Raw genomic sequence first — 18,214 nt, 5'->3', positions numbered from 1 at the left:
ATCAACGGGCTGAAGCGAACAAACTGACGAGCGTCTTCTGTACGGGCAGGGCCTCCTTCCAGCCCGGCTCGGCGACGGTCCAGCGCAGCAGGTATGAACGGCCGTCGGAGACCGCGATCAGGACCCGGCGCTCGTGCAGGGTGGTGTCCGAATCGGGCCGCCAGGTGTACTCCCAGTCGGCGCCGCCGCGTCGCAGCAGCAGGACGCCCATGCTGATGCGCCGGTAGCCGGGCAGCCCGCCGTCCTTCTCCCGGGCCTGCCAGTAGGCCAGCGGTTGGTGGGTCACCACCGGCGACTGCGTCACCGTGAACGCCCGCGGCCCGGTGGGGTCGGCGAAGCAGACGTCGTTCCCCACGGCGGAGCGCCGCCACCCCTCGGGGAGCGCCAGCGCGAACCCCGTCGGATCGCGGAACCAGATCCATCCCGGCGGGAGTTCGGCCGGGACGCGCGTGGTCGCCGCGGCGACGGGTTGCCGGTCAGCGCCCGGGCCGCACAGGTCGTTGGCCTGGTCCGCGGGCGCGGCGGTGGGGGCGGCCGACTCCACAGCGGTGGGCCGGGCCGGCTCGACATGATGGGACCGGGCGGCGTAGGCGGCGCCGCCCGTGACACACAGCGCGACCGAGGCACCGGCCACCACGACGCCACGCAGACGACGGCGCCGGCGCGGTGGGACGGCCGCGCGGCCCCGGGCGACGCTCCCGGCCGGCGGGATGGCCGCGGCGCTGGTCATGCGCGCCGGTGGGGCCAGCACGGGCGCCCCGCCGGTGACCGTCGCCAACCACGCTGAGGTCGCCGCCGCGTCCGGACGACGGTCCGGGTTCTTGTCGAGCAGTGCCAGCAGCAGGCCGGCCAGTGGCCCGGCCCGACGCGTCGGGTCGGGATCGTCATTGAGCAGCGCCTGCAGCGATGCCTCGACACTGTCGCGGGCGAACGGCGCCCGGCCCTCGACGGCGGCGTAGAGGGTGGCTCCCAACGACCACAGATCAGCCGGCGCGCCGGCCTGCTGAGCGCGCAACCGCTCCGGAGCGAGATAGTGCGGCGAGCCGAGCAGCGGGTCCGGTCCGCCGGCGCTCCGGTCACCGATGGTGGCCAGCCCGAAGTCGGTGAGCACGACCCGCCCGTCGGTGGCGAGCAGGATGTTGGCCGGTTTGACGTCGCGGTGCAGCACCCCGGCTGCGTGCGCGCTGCGCAGCGCGGAGAGCACCCTGGCGCCGAGCCGGGCGACCTGCTCCGGCGGCAGCGGCCCATCGGTCTGGATCACCTGTTGCAGGGAGCGGGCCGCGACGTGTTCCATGACCAGCCAGGAGCGGTCCCGCTGCCATACGACGTCGTGCACGGTGATCACGCCGGGGTGGTCGAGCCGCGCGGCGGCGCGGGCTTCCCGCATCGTCTGGGCGGCGAGCAGGGCGGTGGAAGGGACCGTGATCTCCTTGACCGCCACGAACCGCTCAAGCAGCTCGTCGCGGGCCCGCCATACCCGGCCCATGCCGCCCGAGCCGATCAGGTCCAGCAGCCGGTACCGGCCGCCCACCAGCTCGTCCATCGCCTCACTCCGATCCCGTCACGTACAGGGGATTCGGAACCGCTGGCGGGGCGGATGGGTCGGATCAGGTGAGTTTGACGAGCGCGTCCAGCGGGGCCGTCGGAGTGGTCGAACCCGGCGCGGGTTCGACCGTGACGCCGACGCCGGATGAGCCGGGCAGGCCGTCCACGATCTGCACGACCGCGGACTGGCCCTGGTGAAGCGCGCCGACCGAGGACGGGACGCCGCCGCGGATCGTCCACAGCTGGTACACCCGACCGGCCGCCGGGGCGCCCGTTGCGGCCAGCATGATCACTCCGGCGTCGTTGAGTCGCGAGCTGGCCACGGTGACCCGCCCGCCGCTGGTGAGCCGCTGGTCGCGTACCACCAGATCCGGTGCGGCGAGGATGGCGCGGACCCTGGCCTCGCTGGCCTGCGCCGCCTCGGCGAGCTGGTGCTCGTGGCGGACCCGGTGGTCCTGCACCGCGTAGACCGCCGTACCGGTGCCCACCGCGGTGACCAGCACGGCTGCCGCCGCGGCCAGCCGCATCCGGCGTGACGGCCGTGTCCCGGCCGGCGGGACGGCCGGTTCGGTGGGCGGGAGCTGCCGGGTGTGGGCGATGGCGGTCAGGACCGAGTCGCGTAGCCGGGGCGGCGGTACCGCCCAGGTCCCGTCGGGAAGCCGGGCCGCCGCCTCGCGCAGTTCGATGAGCTCGGCTCGGCAGTCGTCGCAGTCGCGCAGGTGCCGTTCGAAGGCGGCGCGTTCGAGGTCGTCAACGGCGTCCAGCGCGTACGCGCCCACCAGGGAGTGCACGTTCGGGTTCATGCCGTCACCTCCGCGGAGAGGCAGTCGCGCAGCCGAGCGAGTCCGTCGCGCATCCTCGACTTGATCGTGGGCAGTGGCGCTCCCAGCAGTTCGGCGACCTGCGGGTAGGTGTTGCCGTGGTAGTAGGCGAGGGAGACCGCTTCGCGTTGCAGTTCGGTCAGCTCGTCCAGGCAGTTGCGCACCTGGCGGCGTTCCAGGCGGACGGCGACCTCGTCGGCGACCTGGTCGAACGGCGTGTCGATCGCGGCGGCGCCGGCCCGGATCGTCCGGTCGGTGGCCGCCTGCTCGGACCGGGCCCGGTCGACCGCCCGGCGATGGGCGATGGTGAAGATCCATGAGGTCGCCGACCCGCGGTCCGGGTCGAACCGAGGGGCCGACCGCCACACCTCCACGAGAACCTCCTGGGCGACCTCCTCGGCCTGTGCCGGATCGCGGAGCACCCGCCGGACGAGACCGTAGATGCGAGGGGCGACCATGTCGTACAGGGCGCCGAAGGCCCTTTCGTCGCCGCGGGAGACGTCTCGTAGCAACGTCGCCATGTCTGGCGTCGATTTCGGGCTGGGCACCGGCTTGAGGTGCTCTGCCCGGCGGCTGGTGCCGCGCTCGTCCATCGTCTCCGCCCTTCATGCGCAATGTACCGCTCAAGCGGTGATTCGGAGCGCAGCCCGCCGCGGATGGGTGGCGGATATCAGGTGGTGTCGTCGAGGATGGTGAGCAGGTCACGCAGCGCCCCGGCGAGGGCGTCCCGCCGGGCCGGATCGAGTCCGGCAAGGATCCGGTGTTCGTTGGCGACATGGTCGGGCAGCGCCCGGTCGATCAGCCGGTGGCCGTCGTCCGTCAGCGCCACCGTCACCGACCGGCCGTCTGCGGTGCTGCGGGTACGCCGGACCAGTCCACGGGATTCCAGCTTGTCCAGGCGTTGCGTGATGGCGCCGGAGGTGACCATCGCCGAGCGCATCAGCTGGGACGGGCTGAGCCGGTACGGCGCTCCGCTGCGCCGCAGGGTGGCGAGCACGTCGAACGAGGCGGGGTCCAGGTCGTGGGTGGCGAAGGTGCGGCGTAGCTCGACCCCCACCAGTTGCGCGGCGCGGGACAGCCGGCCAAGCACTGCCATGGGGGACACGTCCAGGTCCGGCCGCTGCACCGCCCACTGGGCCAGGACTCGGTCAATGTGGTCGGGCACACCCCAGGCTAGCGCAATACCTTAGATCTAAGCTAATTTGGCTTAGTGCTAAACAATCGTTTCGCCCCGCTGGCGACCGCGGCGCTGGCGCCGGCCGTCTGGGGCACCACGTACGTCGTGACCACCGAGCTGCTGCCGCCGGACCGGCCAATGCTGGCCGCGCTGCTGCGGGCCCTGCCCGCCGGGCTGTTGCTGGTCGCCGTCTCCGGGCGGCTGCCCCGCGGCTCCTGGTGGTGGCGAGCCGCCGTGCTCGGTGCGCTCAACATCGGGATCTTCTTCGCCCTGCTGTTCGTGGCCGCCTACCGCCTGCCGGGCGGCCTCGCGGCGATCTTCGGCGCGGCGCAGCCGCTGCTGGTCGCCGTCCTGGCTGCCGGACTGCTCGGCTCGCGGCTGACCTGGCGGACCATGCTGGCCGCGGCCGCCGGGGTGGTCGGCGTCGCGCTGCTGGTGCTGCGGTCCGACGCCCGGCTGGACGCGCTCGGCGTGCTGGCCGCGATCGGCGGCGCCGCCGTCATGGCCCTCGGCGTGGTGCTGAGCAAGAAGTGGAAGCCGCCGGCGCCGGTGCTCGCTGTCACCGGATGGCAGCTCGTCGCCGGCGGTCTGGTGCTGTTGCCGGCCACCCTGCTCATGGAGGGACCGCCACCTGCCGCCCTGACCGGCCGCAACGTCGCCGGCTACCTCTACCTCTCGCTGCTCGGCACGGCCATCGCCTACACGGCGTGGTTCCGCGGCATCCGCGACCTGCCCGCCACCAGCGTGACCTTCCTGGGACTGCTCAGCCCCGTGGTGGCCACCGTCGCCGGCTGGCTGCTGCTCGACCAACGCTTCACCGCTGGTCAACTGGCCGGCGCGGGCATCGTGCTGGCCGCCCTCGTCGCCGGCCAGGCCAGACCGGCACCCGCCGCGGCACCGGCGCCGGCAACGCCACCAGCGCCGCGCCGGATCGCGCCGGGGCGGCAGGCATCGTCGGCTCCCGTCCGCAAGACCGAACGATCGGCTGAGCGCGGTCCATCGGAACACATCGGGAGTTGAGTGCCGGTTGACCACGTCGAAGACGGCAAGCGGAACTACGCGAGCTTGGCTCCGCCGGCAGTCCGCGACTACGCCCGCCTACGTATCACCGGTCAGTTCCTCGGCCGACGACAGCACCAGGCATGGGCAGCCAGCATGGCGGCCATGACCGGTGAAACCCCATCTGACCGACGATCCTCGATTTCGGCGCCAGCCGCCGCCACGGTGGCGGTGCGGCTCGAGCGGATGACCGAAGAAGAGTTCGGGTCATGGAAGGCGGATGCCGAGGTGCATTTCGCGCGGAGTGTCACCCGGTCCGGTGTGCCGGCCGAGGCAGCGGCGTCCGAGGCTGCCGACACATTCAGGTCCCTGCTTCCCGACGGCGCCGCGACGGCGGGGCATCACCTCTGGTACGCCTACGACGGCGACCGCCGGGTCGGTTTCCTCTGGTTGAGGCTCACCGGTGCCACTGCTTTCGTGTACAACATCGCCGTCGAGCAGGACCAGCGCCGCAAGGGCTATGGCGGCGCCATCATGGAAGCTGGCGAGCGTTGGAGCCGAGCCAACGGCGCGGCGACGATCGGCCTGCACGTCTTCACCCACAACCACGGTGCCCGCGAGCTGTACCGGCAAATCGGCTACGTCGAGACCGGCCGCAGGTTGTCGAAGTGCCTTTGAGTCGGCCGGTGGTCCAGGCGGCGGCCGTAGTGCCGCTTGGCGCCCCCCGCCTGGCCGTGGACCCTCGCCACCAACCGTCTAGCCTCGCCGGTATGGCCGCCCACCGCCTGCGCATCGGTACCCGTAACTCTCCAATGGCGCTGGCCCAAGTTGAGCGGGTCCGGGCGATGCTCGCCGACCGCTACCCGGAGGTCACCGTGGACGTGGTGGCCATGTCGACCAGCGGGGACCGGTGGCACGGCGACCTCGCTGCGCTGGGGGGCAAGGGAGCGTTCACAAAGGAGGTGGATGCGTCCCTGCTCGCCGGAGACGTCGATCTTGTTGTGCACTGCGTCAAGGACGTTCCCGGCGACAGGCCGGCACCGGCCGGAACCATCATGGCCGCCTACCTCGCCCGCGACGACGTACGGGACTGCCTCGTACACCCAGGCGGCTTGCGCATCGATCACCTGCCCGCCGGCACCAGGATCGGCACGTCCGCGGTCCGACGGGTCGCGCAGCTGGCCCTGCATTGGCCGCACCTGGTGCCGGTGGCTATCCGCGGAAACGCGAACAGCCGACTTGCCAAACTTGACGCCGGCGGCGCCTATGACGCCCTGCTGCTCGCGGCTTCCGGGCTGCAGCGAATCGGGCAGGCGGCCCGGATCACCGAGGCGATCGACGTCGACACGATGGTGCCGGCCGTCGGCTCCGGCACCCTTGTCCTGCAGTGCCGCGACGACGACAGCCACACGCGGGAGATCGCCGCGAGCCTCGCCGACCCCAAGACCATGCGGGAAACCGCAGCCGAGCGGACCATGCTGCACATCCTGCAGGGCACCTGTCACTCACCGATCGCCGCACTCGCCCGTACCGAACGTGATGGCCTCCTCAGCCTCCGAGCGAGGGTGATCAGCCTCGACGGCAAGACAGTGCTCGACGTGCACCAACGGGCGACAGACCCAACCGCACTCGGAGCTTCTGTGGCCGCCGCCCTGCTCCGTCAGGGGGCCCGCGACCTGCTCGACGTGCCCGCCCCCACGACGGAATAGACGACCCCCGTGCCCGTAGTCCGTGGATCTCGACCTGGCCCCGGCTCCACCTGGAATCACCACTACCCCAAGGCGCAGATGGACATGAAGCGCCTCAACCCCGAGTTCTCCAAGCTCAGGTCCGAGGCCCGCCTATTCGTACGAGCGACCTGGTGACTGTCGCGGTGCGGCGGGGAGCAGGTCGGTGTCGCGGCCGGTCTGGGACAGCCCGGCGGCGGCCACGAGGGTGGCGATGGTGTCCTCGACCAGGCTGGTCTCGCCGATAATCACCTCGCCGGTCCAGCCCAGGACATCACCCGGGCTGTACCAGCCGGTCATGTCCTGCTCGGTGAACTCGCTGGCCTGCGGCCGGGTGGCGTGCCGGCGCAGGGTCTCGGACAGGCTGACGTCGAGGTAACAGAACACCGAGGTTCCCCGGTGAGCATCGCGCAGCCGGGTCAGCATGTCGCGGTAGCGGCTGCTGTGCAGGATGCCGTCCAGGACGACGTGGTAGCCGTGGTCGAGACAGAAGCGGACGTTCTGCTCGATGAGCGCGGGCGCCAGACCGCCGGGCTTGTCACGCTCGCGCAGCAGGATACGGCGCAGATGGTCCTGCTCGACCAGGGCGCAGCCGCGGCCGTGGCGGTGCCGTAGCTGCCGGGCGATGGTGCTCTTGCCGGAACCGGAGTTGCCCCGGATCACCAGCAGCTTCGTCTCGCACGTTCCCACCATCGCCGGCGCGGTCACGGGCCCATCCTCCCAACCAGCTCCGCGACCGAACCGGGGGCGCGCCGGCCGCGGCTAGATACTGGCCGTACCGACGGTGAGCCGGACCTCGTGACCGTGGACCTGGGCCACCCCGCACCGGACCTGGCTGGCGCCCCATCACCCGCTCACCGCGCCCCGGGCGACCCGGGCCGGCGGCGGCAGGGCGGTCCCCGCAGGTGAGGCCCGGAAGGCTTCGAGCGCCAGCGCCGCGAACCGCCGCGCCGCCGCCACCCGTACGCCGGGCGCCGCCGCCCACAGCCCACGGCCGGCCATGAGCACCAGGATCAGGTCGTCCAGGACGAAGTCGGCCCGCAGCGAACCCGCCTCCTGCGCCCGCCGGCACAGCAGCGCGAGCGACCGCAGCATGCTCGCCCGATGCGCCGCGAAGTCGACCGCTCCCGGGTAGGACGACAGGAACGCGTCGACGAACCCCTGATTGCGCACGTTGAGCTCGGTGATGTCGGTGACGATCGAGCACAGCCCGCGCCAGGGATCCGGGTCGGCGCACCCGGCGCGCACGATGCCGCTGCAGGCTCGCAGCTCGTCGGTGAACGCCTCGTCGACCAACGCCTGTTTGGTCGGGAAACGCCGGTAGAGCGTCGCCGGCCCGACCCCCGCCCGGCGGGCGATCTCGCGCATCGGCACGTCCAGCCCGTGTTCGGAAAAGGCGGCCCGGGCGGCCTCGATCAGGCGGTCCCGGTTGTCGCGGGCGTCCGAGCGGAGCATGTGAGGCAAACGGTCGGCCATGAGGTCTCAGTTTAGCCAAGTGGACGGGGGCGTCCGTTACGTTCGGGGCATGAAGGCGATCATCATCGAGAGGTTCGGCGATCCCAGCGGGATGACCATGGTCGACGTGCCGTCCCCTGAACCGGCGGCGGGCCAGCTGCTCGTCGCGACGGAGGCGATCGGCGTCGGCGGGGTCGACGCCGTGATCCGGCGCGGCACCCTGGGCGGCTACGGATTCCGCGAAGGCATCGTCCCCGGCAGTGAGGTGGCCGGGCGCGTCATCGCCGTCGGTCACGGTGTCGATCCGGCCTGGACCGGCCGCAGCGTGTGGGCGTTCACCGGGGTCGGCGGCGCCTACTCCGAACAGGCGGTCGCGCACGTCGAAGACACCACGGCCCTGCCCGAGGGCCTCTCCCCGATCGACGCGGTGACGCTGGGCAGCTCCGGGCCGGTGGCCCACTTCGCGCTGGCCCATGCCCACTTCGCCGAAGGCGATTCGCTACTGGTGCGGGGCGCCGCCGGAAGCATCGGCATCATGGCTGTCCAGCTGGCCGCGGCCGCCTCCTCCGCCCCGATCGCGGTGACAACCTCCTCCCCCGTACGGGGTGACCGTCTGCGCGCCCTGGGCGCCACGCAGGTGCTGGACCGCGCCGGCGCCGGTCCCGACTCACCCGCCGAGTTCGACGTCATCCTCGACATCGTCGGCGGCCGCGACATGCCCTCATTCCTGGACCGTCTCGCCGACAACGGCCGCCTGGTCTCGGTCGGCGTGGTCGCGGGACACCCACCCGAGGACTTCGGCACCAAGCTGATGGCGTCGTTCCAGCGCTCCCGCTCGTTCGCGACGTTCAGTCTCAACACGGTGCCCGGTCCCGCCCGCAACGCCATCCGGGAGGGCCAGTTCGCCGCGGCCGCCCGCGGAGACCTCGCCTGCGTGGTGCACAAGACTCTGCCGCTGGGCCAAGCCGCCGAGGCCCATCGACAGATGGACGCGGGCGAGGTGGTCGGCCGAATCGTGCTGACACTGTGAGCCGACCGCATCTCCTTCGAGGTGACGTGGCGCTGCTGGACTTGACGGCGTAGAGCAGGTCAAGGATGGCCGGCGCTCCCACGCCACTCCCCTCCTGCTTGCTGCCGACCTCAGTCCACGTCGAGCAGCACCTTGCCGGCTACCCGACGGTTGAGCAGGGCCGCCGCGGCCTCGTCCAGGCGACGCCAGGAACCATGCCATCCCACCGGGGTACGCAGTGCGCCGTCGCGGACGAGGTCCACGAGGTACGCCAGGTCCCGGCTCGGCGAGGCGACGTCGCCGACGGACCTCAGGCACCGCGCCGCACCGGAAGCGAAGGTGGAGTTCACCGGGAAGGTGGCCGGTTCACCGGACGCCCAGCCGACGCTGTGCAGCACACCGCCCGGAGACAGCATCCGCCAGGCAGCCGGGAGGACGTCTCCACCCACCGTCTCTACGACCACGTCAACGGGACCGGCGACGGCGTCGATTCCCACCACGACCTCACCGGCGCCGAGCTCGGTCAGGCCGCCCACCCGGCCGGCAGAGCCGACCACCGCCACCACCTCGGCACCCTCGCGGCGAGCCAACTGCACGGCGAGGCGACCAACTCCCCCGGACGCTCCGGTCACCAGCACCCGCCGCCCGGCGAGTGGCCCGCTGGAGCGCAGGGCGCGAAGGGCGGTCACCCCGACGGTCGGCAGGACGGCCAACTCGGCGACGTCCATCCCGGGCGGGATCTCCGCGACGGCGTCGACGTCGACAGCCATTCGCCGCGCCCAGGCGCCGGCGCCGAGGGCGATCACGGGAGCGCCCACGCGCGGGCCGGGACTCGCCGTGGCCGCGCGTAGCACGCGCCCGACGCCGTCATGCCCGAGCACCGCGCCCGCCGGAAACGCGCTCGCGTAGCGGACCTCGCCGTGGTTGACCGACACGTGTGCGACCTCGATCAGGACCTGCCGGGGGCCGGCGACGGGCTCGGCAACCTCGTCCGCCCGGTAACCCGGGCCGGCGTCAGGGGTGGCGACGATCGCTCGCACGGCTCCTCCAGGCTATCCGGACCGACAGTCCGCTTGACGTCGGATACTATCCGGACCGACGGTCCGTTCAAAGGGGAACCATGGCCGAACGTGCCGACGCTGCCCGCAATCGCCAGGCGATCCTGCAGGCCGCCGACAAGCTGCTGCGCGACCACGAACCAGGACACATCTCGCTCGACCAGGTCGCGGCGACGGCCGGCGTCGGCAAGGGCACCGTCTTTCGCCGATTCGGCAGCCGTACCGGGTTGTTCCAGGAACTGCTCGCCGAACGGGCGGCACGGCTCGGCGCGGCCGTGGAATCCGGGCCGCCACCGCTGGGCCCGGGGGGCCCACCCGGGCAGCGACTGCTCGCCTTCGTCGACGAACTGGCTCTCCTGGCCGCACAGAACATCCGCCTGATCGCCGCCCACGAGCGGGCCTGCGGCGCCGACCCACACAGCGATCCCACGTACCAGAGATGGCACCGGCACCTGCGCGGGCTCCTGAGCGAGCTACGCCCGGACGCCGACGCCGACTTCCTGGCGCACATCGTGCTCGGCGGATACAACGGCGAACTGGTCCGCCGGATCACCGCCAGTGGCGGGGTGCCGCGGCTACGGATCGCCGTCCGGGACCTGGCCCAGCGCGTCGGGGACGTCGACTGAGGCGCCACCGACACGGGTCAACCCGCCGACCGCCGGCCCTACGTTGCCGCCAACTCCCAACCGGCGGCGTAAGGAGGATCAACCCTGTCGAGGCCGGTCCCACATCGTCGCCGGCACCACCATGGGCGCACTCTGCCTCATGCTGATCGATTGACGGGTGCCTTGGCCGCGTCATGAGTAGTTCGAGCAGACGGCGCGGCGCGAGGGCGACCTACGCCAGATCTAGGACACTGGATCGACGGGCTCTTACGCCGAGGTAGCCCATGCCGAACCTGAACCCTTGCCTGACCTGCCCGCTCGATTGCCGTGCCAGCAGCCAGCGGGTCGATCACAGCAACCCGCCGAGCGACGGAGCGGCCATTGACCCGGATGATCGACGCCGACCCGGCCGCCACCATGCGTCAACGGCTCGCGGAGCAGCTGACGGGCAAAGGCCTGCTCGCTCAACCGGAGGTAGCGGCCGCATTCCGTGCGGTGCCGCGGCACCTGTTCGCCCCTCCCGGCACCAGCCTGGAGGCGGCGTACGCCGACGAGGCGCTGGTCACCAAGCGGGATGCCGACGGGAAGGCAACCAGTTCGATTTCGGCGCCCTGGCTTCAGGCCTACATGGTGCAGACCGCTGGACTGCGGCCCGGGGCACGGGTGCTGGAGATCGGATCGGGTGGCTACAACGCGGCGCTGGTCGCCGAGATCGTCGGCCCGACCGGCGCGGTGACCAGCATCGACATCGACACCGACGTGGTTGGCCACGCCCGCGCCGCGCTGACGCGCGCCGGCTACCTCCACGTGCAGGTTTTCCCGGCCGACGCCGAACACGGCTACCCCGCCCGCGCCCCCTACGACGCCATCATCGTCACCGTGGAGGCCAACGACATCCCACCCGCCTGGACCGCGCAGCTCGCCCCCGGCGGCGTCCTGGTCGTACCGCTGCGGATCCGCGCCAACACGCGCTGCCTCACCCTCCGACGCCAGGACGACCACCTCACCGCAACCGCGGCCCTGCAGTGCGGATTCGTCCCTATGCAGGGCCACGGCCACAGCCCCACCCACCGCCTCTCCCTGCTCGGCGAGGACGCCGTCCTCGAACTGGACGAGGCCACCAGCCTCAACCCCACCGCCTTCGGCGCCGCCCTCCACCAGCCGCGGGCCGAGGCCTGGTCACCGGTCGCCCTCGCCACCGACGACAACACCGCATTCGAGTCCCTGCACCTGTGGCTGGCCAGCCAACCACGGCCCTTCGCGGTCCTCACGGTCGACCGGGAACGCACCGCCGGTCTGCTCGATCCCCAGGACCGGTTCGTCTGCCCCACCCTGCTCGCCCCCGACAGCCTGGCCTACCTCACCGTACGAAGATCCGATGACAGCAGGTGGCAGCTCGGCGCCCACGGCTTCGGCCCGCACGGCACCGACCTGGCGCAGGAGATGACGGACCTCATCCGCATATGGGACCGCCATCACCGGCACACCGACGACCCGCACATCACGATCCACCGGGCAGGAACCCAGCTATCGCCGAGCGCCAGTCCCCGTCTGCTGGTACGCCGACGGCACACCGTCATCGCCGTCGCCTGGCCGGGTCGCCATTCATAAACGCAGTCCCGACCCCGGAGCAGAAGATCGTTTTGAGCGGTGCCGGCGCGGGGAAACAGGCCGAGCATGAAGTGGTCGACCCGAGCCGCGTCCCTGGCCGGCGCTGCCGTCGCAGCGCTCGCCGCCCGCGACCTGCTGCAGCGCGAACACGCCCTGCTGCGCAACTTCCCGGTTCTGGGCCGGGCCCGCTACCTGCTGGAGTCGATCGGGCCGGAGCTGCGGCAGTACATCGTCGCCGGCAATGACGAGGAACGGCCCTTCACCCGCGACCAGCGCCGCTGGGTGTATGCGTCGGCGAAGAAGGAGAACAACTACTTCGGGTTCGGCACCGACAACGACCTCGAGTTCACCCGAGGCTATCCGATCATCAAACACCGCACCTTCGGCCGGGCCGTACCGACGTCCACGCCGGCGGCCGGCGAGGAGGTACGGCTGCCGGTGGCCAAGGTGCTCGGCGCCGCCCGGGGCCGGGCGCGGGCGTTCCGGCCGCCGTCGCTGGTCAACATCTCCGGGATGAGTTTCGGGTCGCTGTCCGGTAAGGCCGTCGAGGCGCTGAACCGGGGCGCGGCGCTCGCCGGATGCATGCAGAACACCGGCGAGGGCGGCCTGTCGCCGTACCACCGCAACGGTGGGGATGTGATCTTCCAGCTCGGCACCGCGTACTTCGGCTGCCGGGATGAGCAGGGCCGCTTCAGCCTGCCCCGGCTGAAGGACGTGGTCGCGGGAGCACCCGTACGGGCTTTGGAGATCAAACTCAGCCAGGGCGCGAAGCCCAGCCTGGGTGGTCTGCTGCCCGGGGCGAAGGTGTCCGCGGAAATCGCCGCGACCCGCGGCATCACCCCGGGCCGCGACTGCGTCAGCCCGTCCCGGCATGCCGAGTTCACCGACTGCGACAGCCTGCTGGACTGGGTGGAACTGCTCGCCGCCGAAACCGGCCTGCCCGTCGGCATCAAATCCGCCGTCGGTGACCTCGACTTCTGGGTGGAACTGGCCGATCTGATGCGCGACACGGGGCGCGGCGTCGACTTCATCACCATCGACGGTGGCGAGGGCGGCACCGGTGCGGCGCCACTGATTTTCAGCGACTCGGTGTCGCTGCCGTTCCAACTGGGCTTCTCGCGGGTCTACACGGTCTTCGCCGAGCGGGACCTGCAGGACAGCATCGTCTTCGCCGGCGCCGGGAAGCTGGGTCTGCCGGACAACGCCGTCGTCGCGTTCGCCCTGGGCTGCGACATGATCAACGTGGGCCGGGAGGCGATGCTGGCCATCGGCTGCGTCCAGGCGCAGAAGTGCCACACCGACACCTGCCCCACCGGGGTCGCCACCCAGAACGCCTGGCTGGCCCGAGGGCTGGACCCGACACTGAAATCGGTCCGGGTCGCCAACTACATCCAGACCCTGCGGCGGGACCTGATCAAGGTCGCCGAAGCGTGCGGCGTCGAGCATCCCGGCCTCATCGACACCGACGCCGTGGAAATCCTCGACGGCCGCACGGCCTCCACCCCACTGCGTGAGGTGTACGGGTACCGGCCCGGCTGGGGTCTGCCGTCCACCACAGACCGGGCCGACATCGTCCGCATCATGACCGCGGCGGCACCGCAGGGCGGAAGCGCGACCCCGTCGGCCACCGCGCAAGGCTGACCGTCCGGCCCGACGGGGTCGATTCCTGAGCTCTCGTCATCAGTGGGCCAGCCCGCGGCCAGATGTGGGCGGACGACACCGCCAGCGACGGCGGGTTCCGGCCTCTGCACGAACCGGACGGGAGCCCGAGTGGCTTCACGCGCTGGTACCGGGGCTGGCTCGAACAGGCCGAGGAGCAAGCCCAGTCCCGAGCCGGGACGCTCCGTAGCACGGGAGGCGGCAGTTGAGCGCAGCTGGTCGGGCCCGCGTAAACGCTTCGCTGGATGAATGCCCCCAGTGTTCGCTCTCCTTGAGGCCCTATGCGCATGCCATGCAGAAGCGGGCGAACGGCCGCGCGGCCAGCCGCTCGTCGCCGATCGGCCGCCCGCACCGTTCGCAGACGCCGTAGGTCCCCGCGTCCACCCGACGCAGCGCGTCGTCGACGTCGGCGATCCGCTCCCGCGCCCCGGCCAGCAGCGCGGTCAACTGGGCGCGTTCGAAGCCGATGGTGGCGCCCTCCGGGTCGTGCTCGTCGTCGGCATTCGAATCCCGCGATGCCAGGAACAGCGCCTCCAGATCCTGGGCCAGCGACGCCGCCTCAGCCTCCGCCCTCGCTCGCAGCCGCAGCAGCTCATCCCGGACCATACGCCTAGCCTAAGCGGCGCCGAGGCGTCTTCCCTCAGCTACGGCAGACGATGGTCGCGTCGTCGGTGGCGACGCCGTCGCGGACCTCGGCCTCCCGGACCCGGCGGATGATCTCGCCGGGTCCGGCGGTCTCCAGCAGGTGCAGCAGACCCGCCCACCCGGTGAGCCCGAAGGTGTCCACCAGCCGGCTCGCGCCGTTGCTGAGCAGCGCGGCCGCGGTCACCCCGCCCGCCGGGCAACTGCCGGTGATCGCCTCGGCCACCACCCGCGGGTCGTCCTTGGCCACCCAGAAACCGCCCGGGCTGTTCCGGCGAGCACGCAACTCCAGCAGCAGCCGCCGGTACTCGTCGCTGCCCTCGGGAATGTCCTTCAGCCGGGCCTCGAAGGACCGGGCGATCGCCACCTCGCGCGGGTCGTGAGCGACGAACGGCTCGGCCCCAGCCCTCCCGAGGACCACCACGGCGTCACCGAGGACCAGGTGCTCGACGAGGCCGCCGGAGAATCGGAGCATCCCCACGGCCGCGAACGGGCTGATGGGGTGGGCGACGTCGCACGTGTCGCGGTGTTCGTCGGTGATCCGCTCGATGCTCTCGGCCAGCACGTCGCGCAGGCTCCGGTCCTGGGACAGCGCGCCCAGGAGGGCACCGCCGAGACGGGTGGCGTACCAGGTCACACCGTGGTGGCAGACCTTCTCGGCGCCGGTGATGCCGCCCGCGCCGTCGACCAGGACCATGCCGGAGGGAACGGCGCCAGCGAAATCCTCATTGGTACGCCCGGGGTGTCCCGCATCGGTTGCCATCGCTACCCGCATCACGCGATCATGACACGGTCAGCGCATCGGCGGTCTTACCCACCGGGCGGCCTTTCTCGACCAGGGCATCGAGGGCCTGCGCGGCGCCGCAGCTTGATGCCGGCCCAGATGACCGGCATCGGACTTGATGCTCAGGTCCGATGCCGTCACACCATGTCGCTGGTATCCGTCCACATCCAGAAGTCCGTCTCGACCGGCACGCCGGCCTCGGCGAACCAGGCGGCCACCCGATCCCGGGCGGTCCCCGGCGGCAACGCGTCGGTGAGGTCTCCGCGCCGCACCGCCGCGGTCAGGGCCGCGGCCAGCCGGCCGACCAGGTCGGCACCGCCGGCGACGATTCCGGTACGCGCTTCGAGCAGCTCCACCAGCGGCCCGATGGCGCCCACCTCGGCGCTGACGGTGAACAGGCTCCGGTTCGGCAGTCCGCCGGACGAGACGCCGGTGTACCGCTCGACGAAGGCGACGTACCGTGGCTCCGTCTCCCGCCAGCCCGGCCAGGCGCTCACCAGCAGGACCCGCTGCCGATCGCCGGCCGCGGCGGTGCGATCCAAGAGATACTCCCGGTCCGGGGCCGTCATGAGTCGACGGTAGTGGCCCGGTGCTGCTCGGTGCCGCGTTCGTCGGCGGCCTGCTCACTCTGCCGACCTTGTTGGTGGTCCGGCAGTCGATCACCGCTCCGAGCGGCCGTCGTACCGGGTCCGGGCGGCCTCGACCTCCGTCAGGTGGGTGGTGGCCCACGCCTCCAGGCCGGAGACCAGGTCGAGCAGGCTGCGGCCCAGGTCGGTGAGCTCGTAGTCGACCCGGGGTGGCACGCTCGCGTGCACGGTGCGGGTGACGATGCCGTCGCGTTCCAGGCCGCGCAGGGTCTGGGTGAGCATCTTCTGGCTCACCCCGTCGATCCGCTGGGCCAGCTCGCCGTACCGCTTCTGACCGTCGGCGAGGGTGAGCACGACCAGCACGCTCCATCGGTCGCCGATGCGGTCGATCACCTGCCGGCTGCCGCAGTTGCGGTTGAACGGATCGGGCTTCACCTGATCACTCTCCATCGGTGCGTGACATACTTCAAGGTGCCTACTCTCCAACGGGAAGTGATAGGACGGCATTCCCGTTGGTCACCAGCGACAGCGGAGCAACAACCGTCAGAGGAGAGCACGCCATGTCCATCGTCGTCACCGGCGCCACCGGCCACCTGGGCCGCCTGATCGTCGAGTCCCTGCTGCGTCGGGGCGTACCCGCCGGCCAGATCGTGGCGCTCGGCCGGGACGTCAACCGGCTCGCCGACCTCGCCGACCGGGGCCTGGTCGTCCGGACGGCCGACTACGACGATCTCGACTCGCTGCGCGCCGCGTTCGCCGGGGCACAGAAGCTGATGTTCGTGTCCGGCAGCGAGGTGGGCCAGCGGGTGCGACAGCACGGCAACGTGATCACCGCGGCCCGCGAGGCCGGGGTCGGGCTGGTCGTCTACACCAGCATCGCGCACGCCGACACCTCCGACCTGCAGATGGCCGCCGAGCACCAGGCCACCGAGCGGCAACTGCGAGACTCCGGCCTGCCGCACGTGCTGCTGCGCAACAGCTGGTATCTGGAGAATTACACCGCTCAGCTCCCGACGTACCTGGCCCACGGGGTGGCCGGGGCGGCCGGTGACGGCCGGGTCAGCGCCGCCGCCCGCGCCGACTACGCGGAGGCCGCGGCCGAGGTGCTCACCACCGACGGCCACGCGGGCCGGGCGTACGAGCTCGGCGGTGAGGCGTTCACCATGACCGAGCTGGCCGCCGAGGTCGCCCGGCAGACCGGCCAGGACGTCCGCTACACCGACCTGCCCGTGGACCGGTACACCGAGCTGCTCGTCGCGGCCGGGCTGCCCGAGCCGTACGCCGCCGCTCTCGCCGACGCCGACCGGGGTCTGGCCCGGGGGGCGCTGTACGTGCCGGTCGACGACCTGGAGAAGCTGATCGGGCGGCGGCCGACCTCGCTCGCCGACGCCGTGCGCGCGGCCGTCTGATTCGTCCCGCCCCGCCCCGTCCCGGTCCGCCGGGACGGGGCAGCCGCCACCACTCCTGGCCGGATAAGTAGAATGACTGATTCATGACTGTACGTGACGTGCGAACCGACGAGTCCCTTTCCGGCGTACGGGTCCTGGTGACGGGGGCGACCAGCGGCCTTGGCCGCTCGATGGCCGAGGCGCTGGCCGACAGCGGCGCGCGGGTGGTCATCACCGGCCGCGATGAGGGCCGCACCGCCCAGGTCGCCGAGCAGATCGACGCCGATCGCGGGCGGGTCGGTGGTGTCGCCATGGACGTCCGGGATGAGCGCTCGGTGGCCGAGGGTGTCCGCCGGACGGTCGAGGGCCTGGGCGGGCTGGATGTGCTGGTCAACAACGCCGGAATCGGCATGCGGACCGTGAACCCGGAGTTCTTCACCGAACCTCGAGGCTTCTGGGAGGTCACGCCCGACGGTTTCCGGGACGTGATCGACACGAACCTCACCGGCTACTTCCTGGTGGCCCGCGCGGTCGTACCGACCTTCTTCGCCGCGGGCGGCGGACGCATCGTGAACATCTCGCTCAACGAGGCGACCATGATCCGTAGAGGTTTCGCGCCCTACGGCCCGTCCCGAGCGGGGTCCGAGGCACTGTCCCGCATCATGGCCGCCGATCTGCGCGAGCACTCGGTATGGGTCAACGTGCTCCTGCCCGGCGGGGCCACCCGTACCGGCATGATCCCCGACGGGATGCCTCAGGCAGTCAGCGAGCAGATGCTTGATCCCGCTGTCATGGCCGCTCCGATCCGCTGGCTGTGCTCGCCGGCCGCCGACGGTGTCACCGACGAACGCATCGTGGCCCGCGACTTCGATGCATGGCTGCGTACCCGGACGACCGATCCGTCCCGGGTCCGGGGGTGACGCGCCGGTGAGGCGAAGGCCAGGCCGGTGACGCCGAAGTTGCCCACCAACGGGGCGCTGGTCGGGCAGCCGACGCCGGTCGCTGCGTAAGCACATCTCAGCCCGTGGCGTAGCACGGCGATCTGCCCGTGGGCGGCCGGTGGGTACGGTGTTGGTCTCGTACCCGTTGCCGACGGCTGTTGGAGGACAACGTGCGGTGGCGCCCCTCCCCGGTCACCGGCGTCACG

The 18,214-nt window shown here is 71.6% G+C and carries 20 protein-coding genes; 9 read left to right on the top strand and 11 right to left on the bottom strand.

Annotated features, from left to right (window positions below):
- Position 1: 1 nt before the first annotated feature.
- The 4 genes from ACFFHU_RS25730 to ACFFHU_RS25715 all read right to left on the bottom strand — a co-directional run bounded on the left by ACFFHU_RS25730 (position 2) and on the right by ACFFHU_RS25715 (position 3,531).
- Entirely contained in the window at positions 2-1,543 is a 1,542-nt protein-coding gene (locus ACFFHU_RS25730; protein ID WP_377342827.1) for a serine/threonine-protein kinase, read from the bottom strand.
- Positions 1,544-1,607: 64 nt separating this feature from the next.
- Positions 1,608-2,348 carry an anti-sigma factor gene (locus ACFFHU_RS25725; protein WP_377342826.1) on the bottom strand — a complete coding sequence of 247 codons (741 nt, stop codon included), beginning with the start codon at positions 2,346-2,348 and terminating at the stop codon, positions 1,608-1,610.
- Positions 2,345-2,959 carry a sigma-70 family RNA polymerase sigma factor gene (locus ACFFHU_RS25720; RefSeq protein WP_377342825.1) on the bottom strand — a complete coding sequence of 205 codons (615 nt, stop codon included), beginning with the start codon at positions 2,957-2,959 and terminating at the stop codon, positions 2,345-2,347. The genes ACFFHU_RS25725 and ACFFHU_RS25720 overlap by 4 nt, the downstream gene beginning before the upstream one ends.
- Before the next feature lie 77 nt (positions 2,960-3,036).
- Entirely contained in the window at positions 3,037-3,531 is a 495-nt protein-coding gene (locus ACFFHU_RS25715; protein ID WP_377342824.1) for a MarR family winged helix-turn-helix transcriptional regulator, read from the bottom strand.
- A 45-nt stretch (positions 3,532-3,576) separates the two neighbouring features.
- On the opposite strand from ACFFHU_RS25715, the gene ACFFHU_RS25710 reads away from it, so the two are divergent.
- From ACFFHU_RS25710 to hemC, 3 genes are all read left to right on the top strand, one after another.
- Complete coding sequence (locus ACFFHU_RS25710; protein WP_377342823.1) at positions 3,577-4,563, top strand: EamA family transporter; 987 nt, start codon at positions 3,577-3,579, stop codon at positions 4,561-4,563.
- Complete coding sequence (locus ACFFHU_RS25705) at positions 4,564-5,220, top strand: GNAT family N-acetyltransferase (protein WP_377342822.1); 657 nt, start codon at positions 4,564-4,566, stop codon at positions 5,218-5,220.
- Positions 5,221-5,312: 92 nt separating this feature from the next.
- Positions 5,313-6,251, top strand: a complete 939-nt coding sequence (gene hemC / locus ACFFHU_RS25700; RefSeq protein WP_377342820.1) for a hydroxymethylbilane synthase — start codon at positions 5,313-5,315, stop codon at positions 6,249-6,251.
- 132 nt (positions 6,252-6,383) lie between these two features.
- Here hemC and ACFFHU_RS25695 read toward each other — a convergent pair whose 3' ends face one another.
- Complete coding sequence (locus ACFFHU_RS25695) at positions 6,384-6,962, bottom strand: kinase (RefSeq protein ID WP_377343487.1); 579 nt, start codon at positions 6,960-6,962, stop codon at positions 6,384-6,386.
- 153 nt (positions 6,963-7,115) lie between these two features.
- Positions 7,116-7,745, bottom strand: coding sequence for a TetR/AcrR family transcriptional regulator (locus ACFFHU_RS25690; RefSeq protein WP_377342819.1), 630 nt, complete (start codon positions 7,743-7,745; stop codon positions 7,116-7,118).
- Positions 7,746-7,794: 49 nt separating this feature from the next.
- Here ACFFHU_RS25690 and ACFFHU_RS25685 point away from each other — a divergent pair, with 49 nt between their 5' ends.
- Positions 7,795-8,754 (top strand): zinc-binding dehydrogenase, encoded by a 960-nt coding sequence (locus tag ACFFHU_RS25685; protein WP_377342818.1) that lies wholly within the window; start codon positions 7,795-7,797, stop codon positions 8,752-8,754.
- A 110-nt stretch (positions 8,755-8,864) separates the two neighbouring features.
- On the opposite strand, the gene ACFFHU_RS25680 is transcribed toward ACFFHU_RS25685, so the two are convergent.
- Entirely contained in the window at positions 8,865-9,773 is a 909-nt protein-coding gene (locus ACFFHU_RS25680) for a zinc-binding dehydrogenase (protein WP_377342816.1), read from the bottom strand.
- An 80-nt stretch (positions 9,774-9,853) separates the two neighbouring features.
- On the opposite strand from ACFFHU_RS25680, the gene ACFFHU_RS25675 reads away from it, so the two are divergent.
- The 3 genes from ACFFHU_RS25675 (at position 9,854) to ACFFHU_RS25665 (ending at position 13,648) form a co-directional block, all read left to right on the top strand.
- Positions 9,854-10,417 (top strand): TetR/AcrR family transcriptional regulator, encoded by a 564-nt coding sequence (locus tag ACFFHU_RS25675; RefSeq protein ID WP_377342815.1) that lies wholly within the window; start codon positions 9,854-9,856, stop codon positions 10,415-10,417.
- Between the two features lie 369 nt (positions 10,418-10,786).
- Entirely contained in the window at positions 10,787-12,007 is a 1,221-nt protein-coding gene (fxlM, locus tag ACFFHU_RS25670) for a methyltransferase, FxLD system (RefSeq protein WP_377343486.1), read from the top strand.
- 66 nt (positions 12,008-12,073) lie between these two features.
- Positions 12,074-13,648, top strand: coding sequence for an FMN-binding glutamate synthase family protein (locus tag ACFFHU_RS25665; RefSeq protein ID WP_377342814.1), 1,575 nt, complete (start codon positions 12,074-12,076; stop codon positions 13,646-13,648).
- A gap of 297 nt (positions 13,649-13,945) precedes the next feature.
- Here the strand turns inward: ACFFHU_RS25665 and ACFFHU_RS25660 are convergent, their stop codons facing one another.
- From ACFFHU_RS25660 to ACFFHU_RS25645, 4 genes are all read right to left on the bottom strand, one after another.
- Entirely contained in the window at positions 13,946-14,272 is a 327-nt protein-coding gene (locus tag ACFFHU_RS25660; RefSeq protein WP_377342813.1) for a TraR/DksA family transcriptional regulator, read from the bottom strand.
- A 34-nt stretch (positions 14,273-14,306) separates the two neighbouring features.
- A complete protein-coding gene (locus ACFFHU_RS25655) occupies positions 14,307-15,005 on the bottom strand; it encodes a hypothetical protein (protein WP_377342812.1) in 699 nt (232 codons plus the stop codon).
- Positions 15,006-15,229: 224 nt separating this feature from the next.
- A complete protein-coding gene (locus tag ACFFHU_RS25650) occupies positions 15,230-15,661 on the bottom strand; it encodes a hypothetical protein (protein WP_377342811.1) in 432 nt (143 codons plus the stop codon).
- Between the two features lie 90 nt (positions 15,662-15,751).
- Complete coding sequence (locus ACFFHU_RS25645; RefSeq protein WP_377342810.1) at positions 15,752-16,129, bottom strand: winged helix-turn-helix transcriptional regulator; 378 nt, start codon at positions 16,127-16,129, stop codon at positions 15,752-15,754.
- A 110-nt stretch (positions 16,130-16,239) separates the two neighbouring features.
- Between ACFFHU_RS25645 and ACFFHU_RS25640 the strand changes: the two genes are divergently transcribed.
- Entirely contained in the window at positions 16,240-17,088 is an 849-nt protein-coding gene (locus ACFFHU_RS25640) for an SDR family oxidoreductase (protein WP_377342809.1), read from the top strand.
- 83 nt (positions 17,089-17,171) lie between these two features.
- Entirely contained in the window at positions 17,172-17,987 is an 816-nt protein-coding gene (locus tag ACFFHU_RS25635) for an SDR family NAD(P)-dependent oxidoreductase (RefSeq protein ID WP_377342808.1), read from the top strand.
- Positions 17,988-18,214: the final 227 nt, after the last annotated feature.

It is taken from the genome of Plantactinospora siamensis (assembly GCF_042434095.1).
Lineage (GTDB): Bacteria > Actinomycetota > Actinomycetes > Mycobacteriales > Micromonosporaceae > KBS50.
This window is presented reverse-complemented; position numbering and strand designations above follow the sequence as displayed.

Coding starts and splice junctions, on each gene's coding strand:
- ACFFHU_RS25730 (WP_377342827.1), bottom strand. CDS start 1,543: ATGGACGAGCTGGTGGGCGGCCGGTACCGGCTGCTGGACCTGATCGGC.
- ACFFHU_RS25725 (WP_377342826.1), bottom strand. CDS start 2,348: ATGAACCCGAACGTGCACTCCCTGGTGGGCGCGTACGCGCTGGACGCC.
- ACFFHU_RS25720 (WP_377342825.1), bottom strand. CDS start 2,959: ATGGACGAGCGCGGCACCAGCCGCCGGGCAGAGCACCTCAAGCCGGTG.
- hemC (WP_377342820.1), top strand. CDS start 5,313: ATGGCCGCCCACCGCCTGCGCATCGGTACCCGTAACTCTCCAATGGCG.
- ACFFHU_RS25695 (WP_377343487.1), bottom strand. CDS start 6,962: ATGGTGGGAACGTGCGAGACGAAGCTGCTGGTGATCCGGGGCAACTCC.
- ACFFHU_RS25690 (WP_377342819.1), bottom strand. CDS start 7,745: ATGGCCGACCGTTTGCCTCACATGCTCCGCTCGGACGCCCGCGACAAC.
- ACFFHU_RS25685 (WP_377342818.1), top strand. CDS start 7,795: ATGAAGGCGATCATCATCGAGAGGTTCGGCGATCCCAGCGGGATGACC.
- ACFFHU_RS25675 (WP_377342815.1), top strand. CDS start 9,854: ATGGCCGAACGTGCCGACGCTGCCCGCAATCGCCAGGCGATCCTGCAG.
- fxlM (WP_377343486.1), top strand. CDS start 10,787: ATGATCGACGCCGACCCGGCCGCCACCATGCGTCAACGGCTCGCGGAG.
- ACFFHU_RS25665 (WP_377342814.1), top strand. CDS start 12,074: ATGAAGTGGTCGACCCGAGCCGCGTCCCTGGCCGGCGCTGCCGTCGCA.
- ACFFHU_RS25660 (WP_377342813.1), bottom strand. CDS start 14,272: ATGGTCCGGGATGAGCTGCTGCGGCTGCGAGCGAGGGCGGAGGCTGAG.
- ACFFHU_RS25655 (WP_377342812.1), bottom strand. CDS start 15,005: ATGGTCCTGGTCGACGGCGCGGGCGGCATCACCGGCGCCGAGAAGGTC.
- ACFFHU_RS25650 (WP_377342811.1), bottom strand. CDS start 15,661: ATGACGGCCCCGGACCGGGAGTATCTCTTGGATCGCACCGCCGCGGCC.
- ACFFHU_RS25645 (WP_377342810.1), bottom strand. CDS start 16,129: ATGGAGAGTGATCAGGTGAAGCCCGATCCGTTCAACCGCAACTGCGGC.
- ACFFHU_RS25640 (WP_377342809.1), top strand. CDS start 16,240: ATGTCCATCGTCGTCACCGGCGCCACCGGCCACCTGGGCCGCCTGATC.
- ACFFHU_RS25635 (WP_377342808.1), top strand. CDS start 17,172: ATGACTGTACGTGACGTGCGAACCGACGAGTCCCTTTCCGGCGTACGG.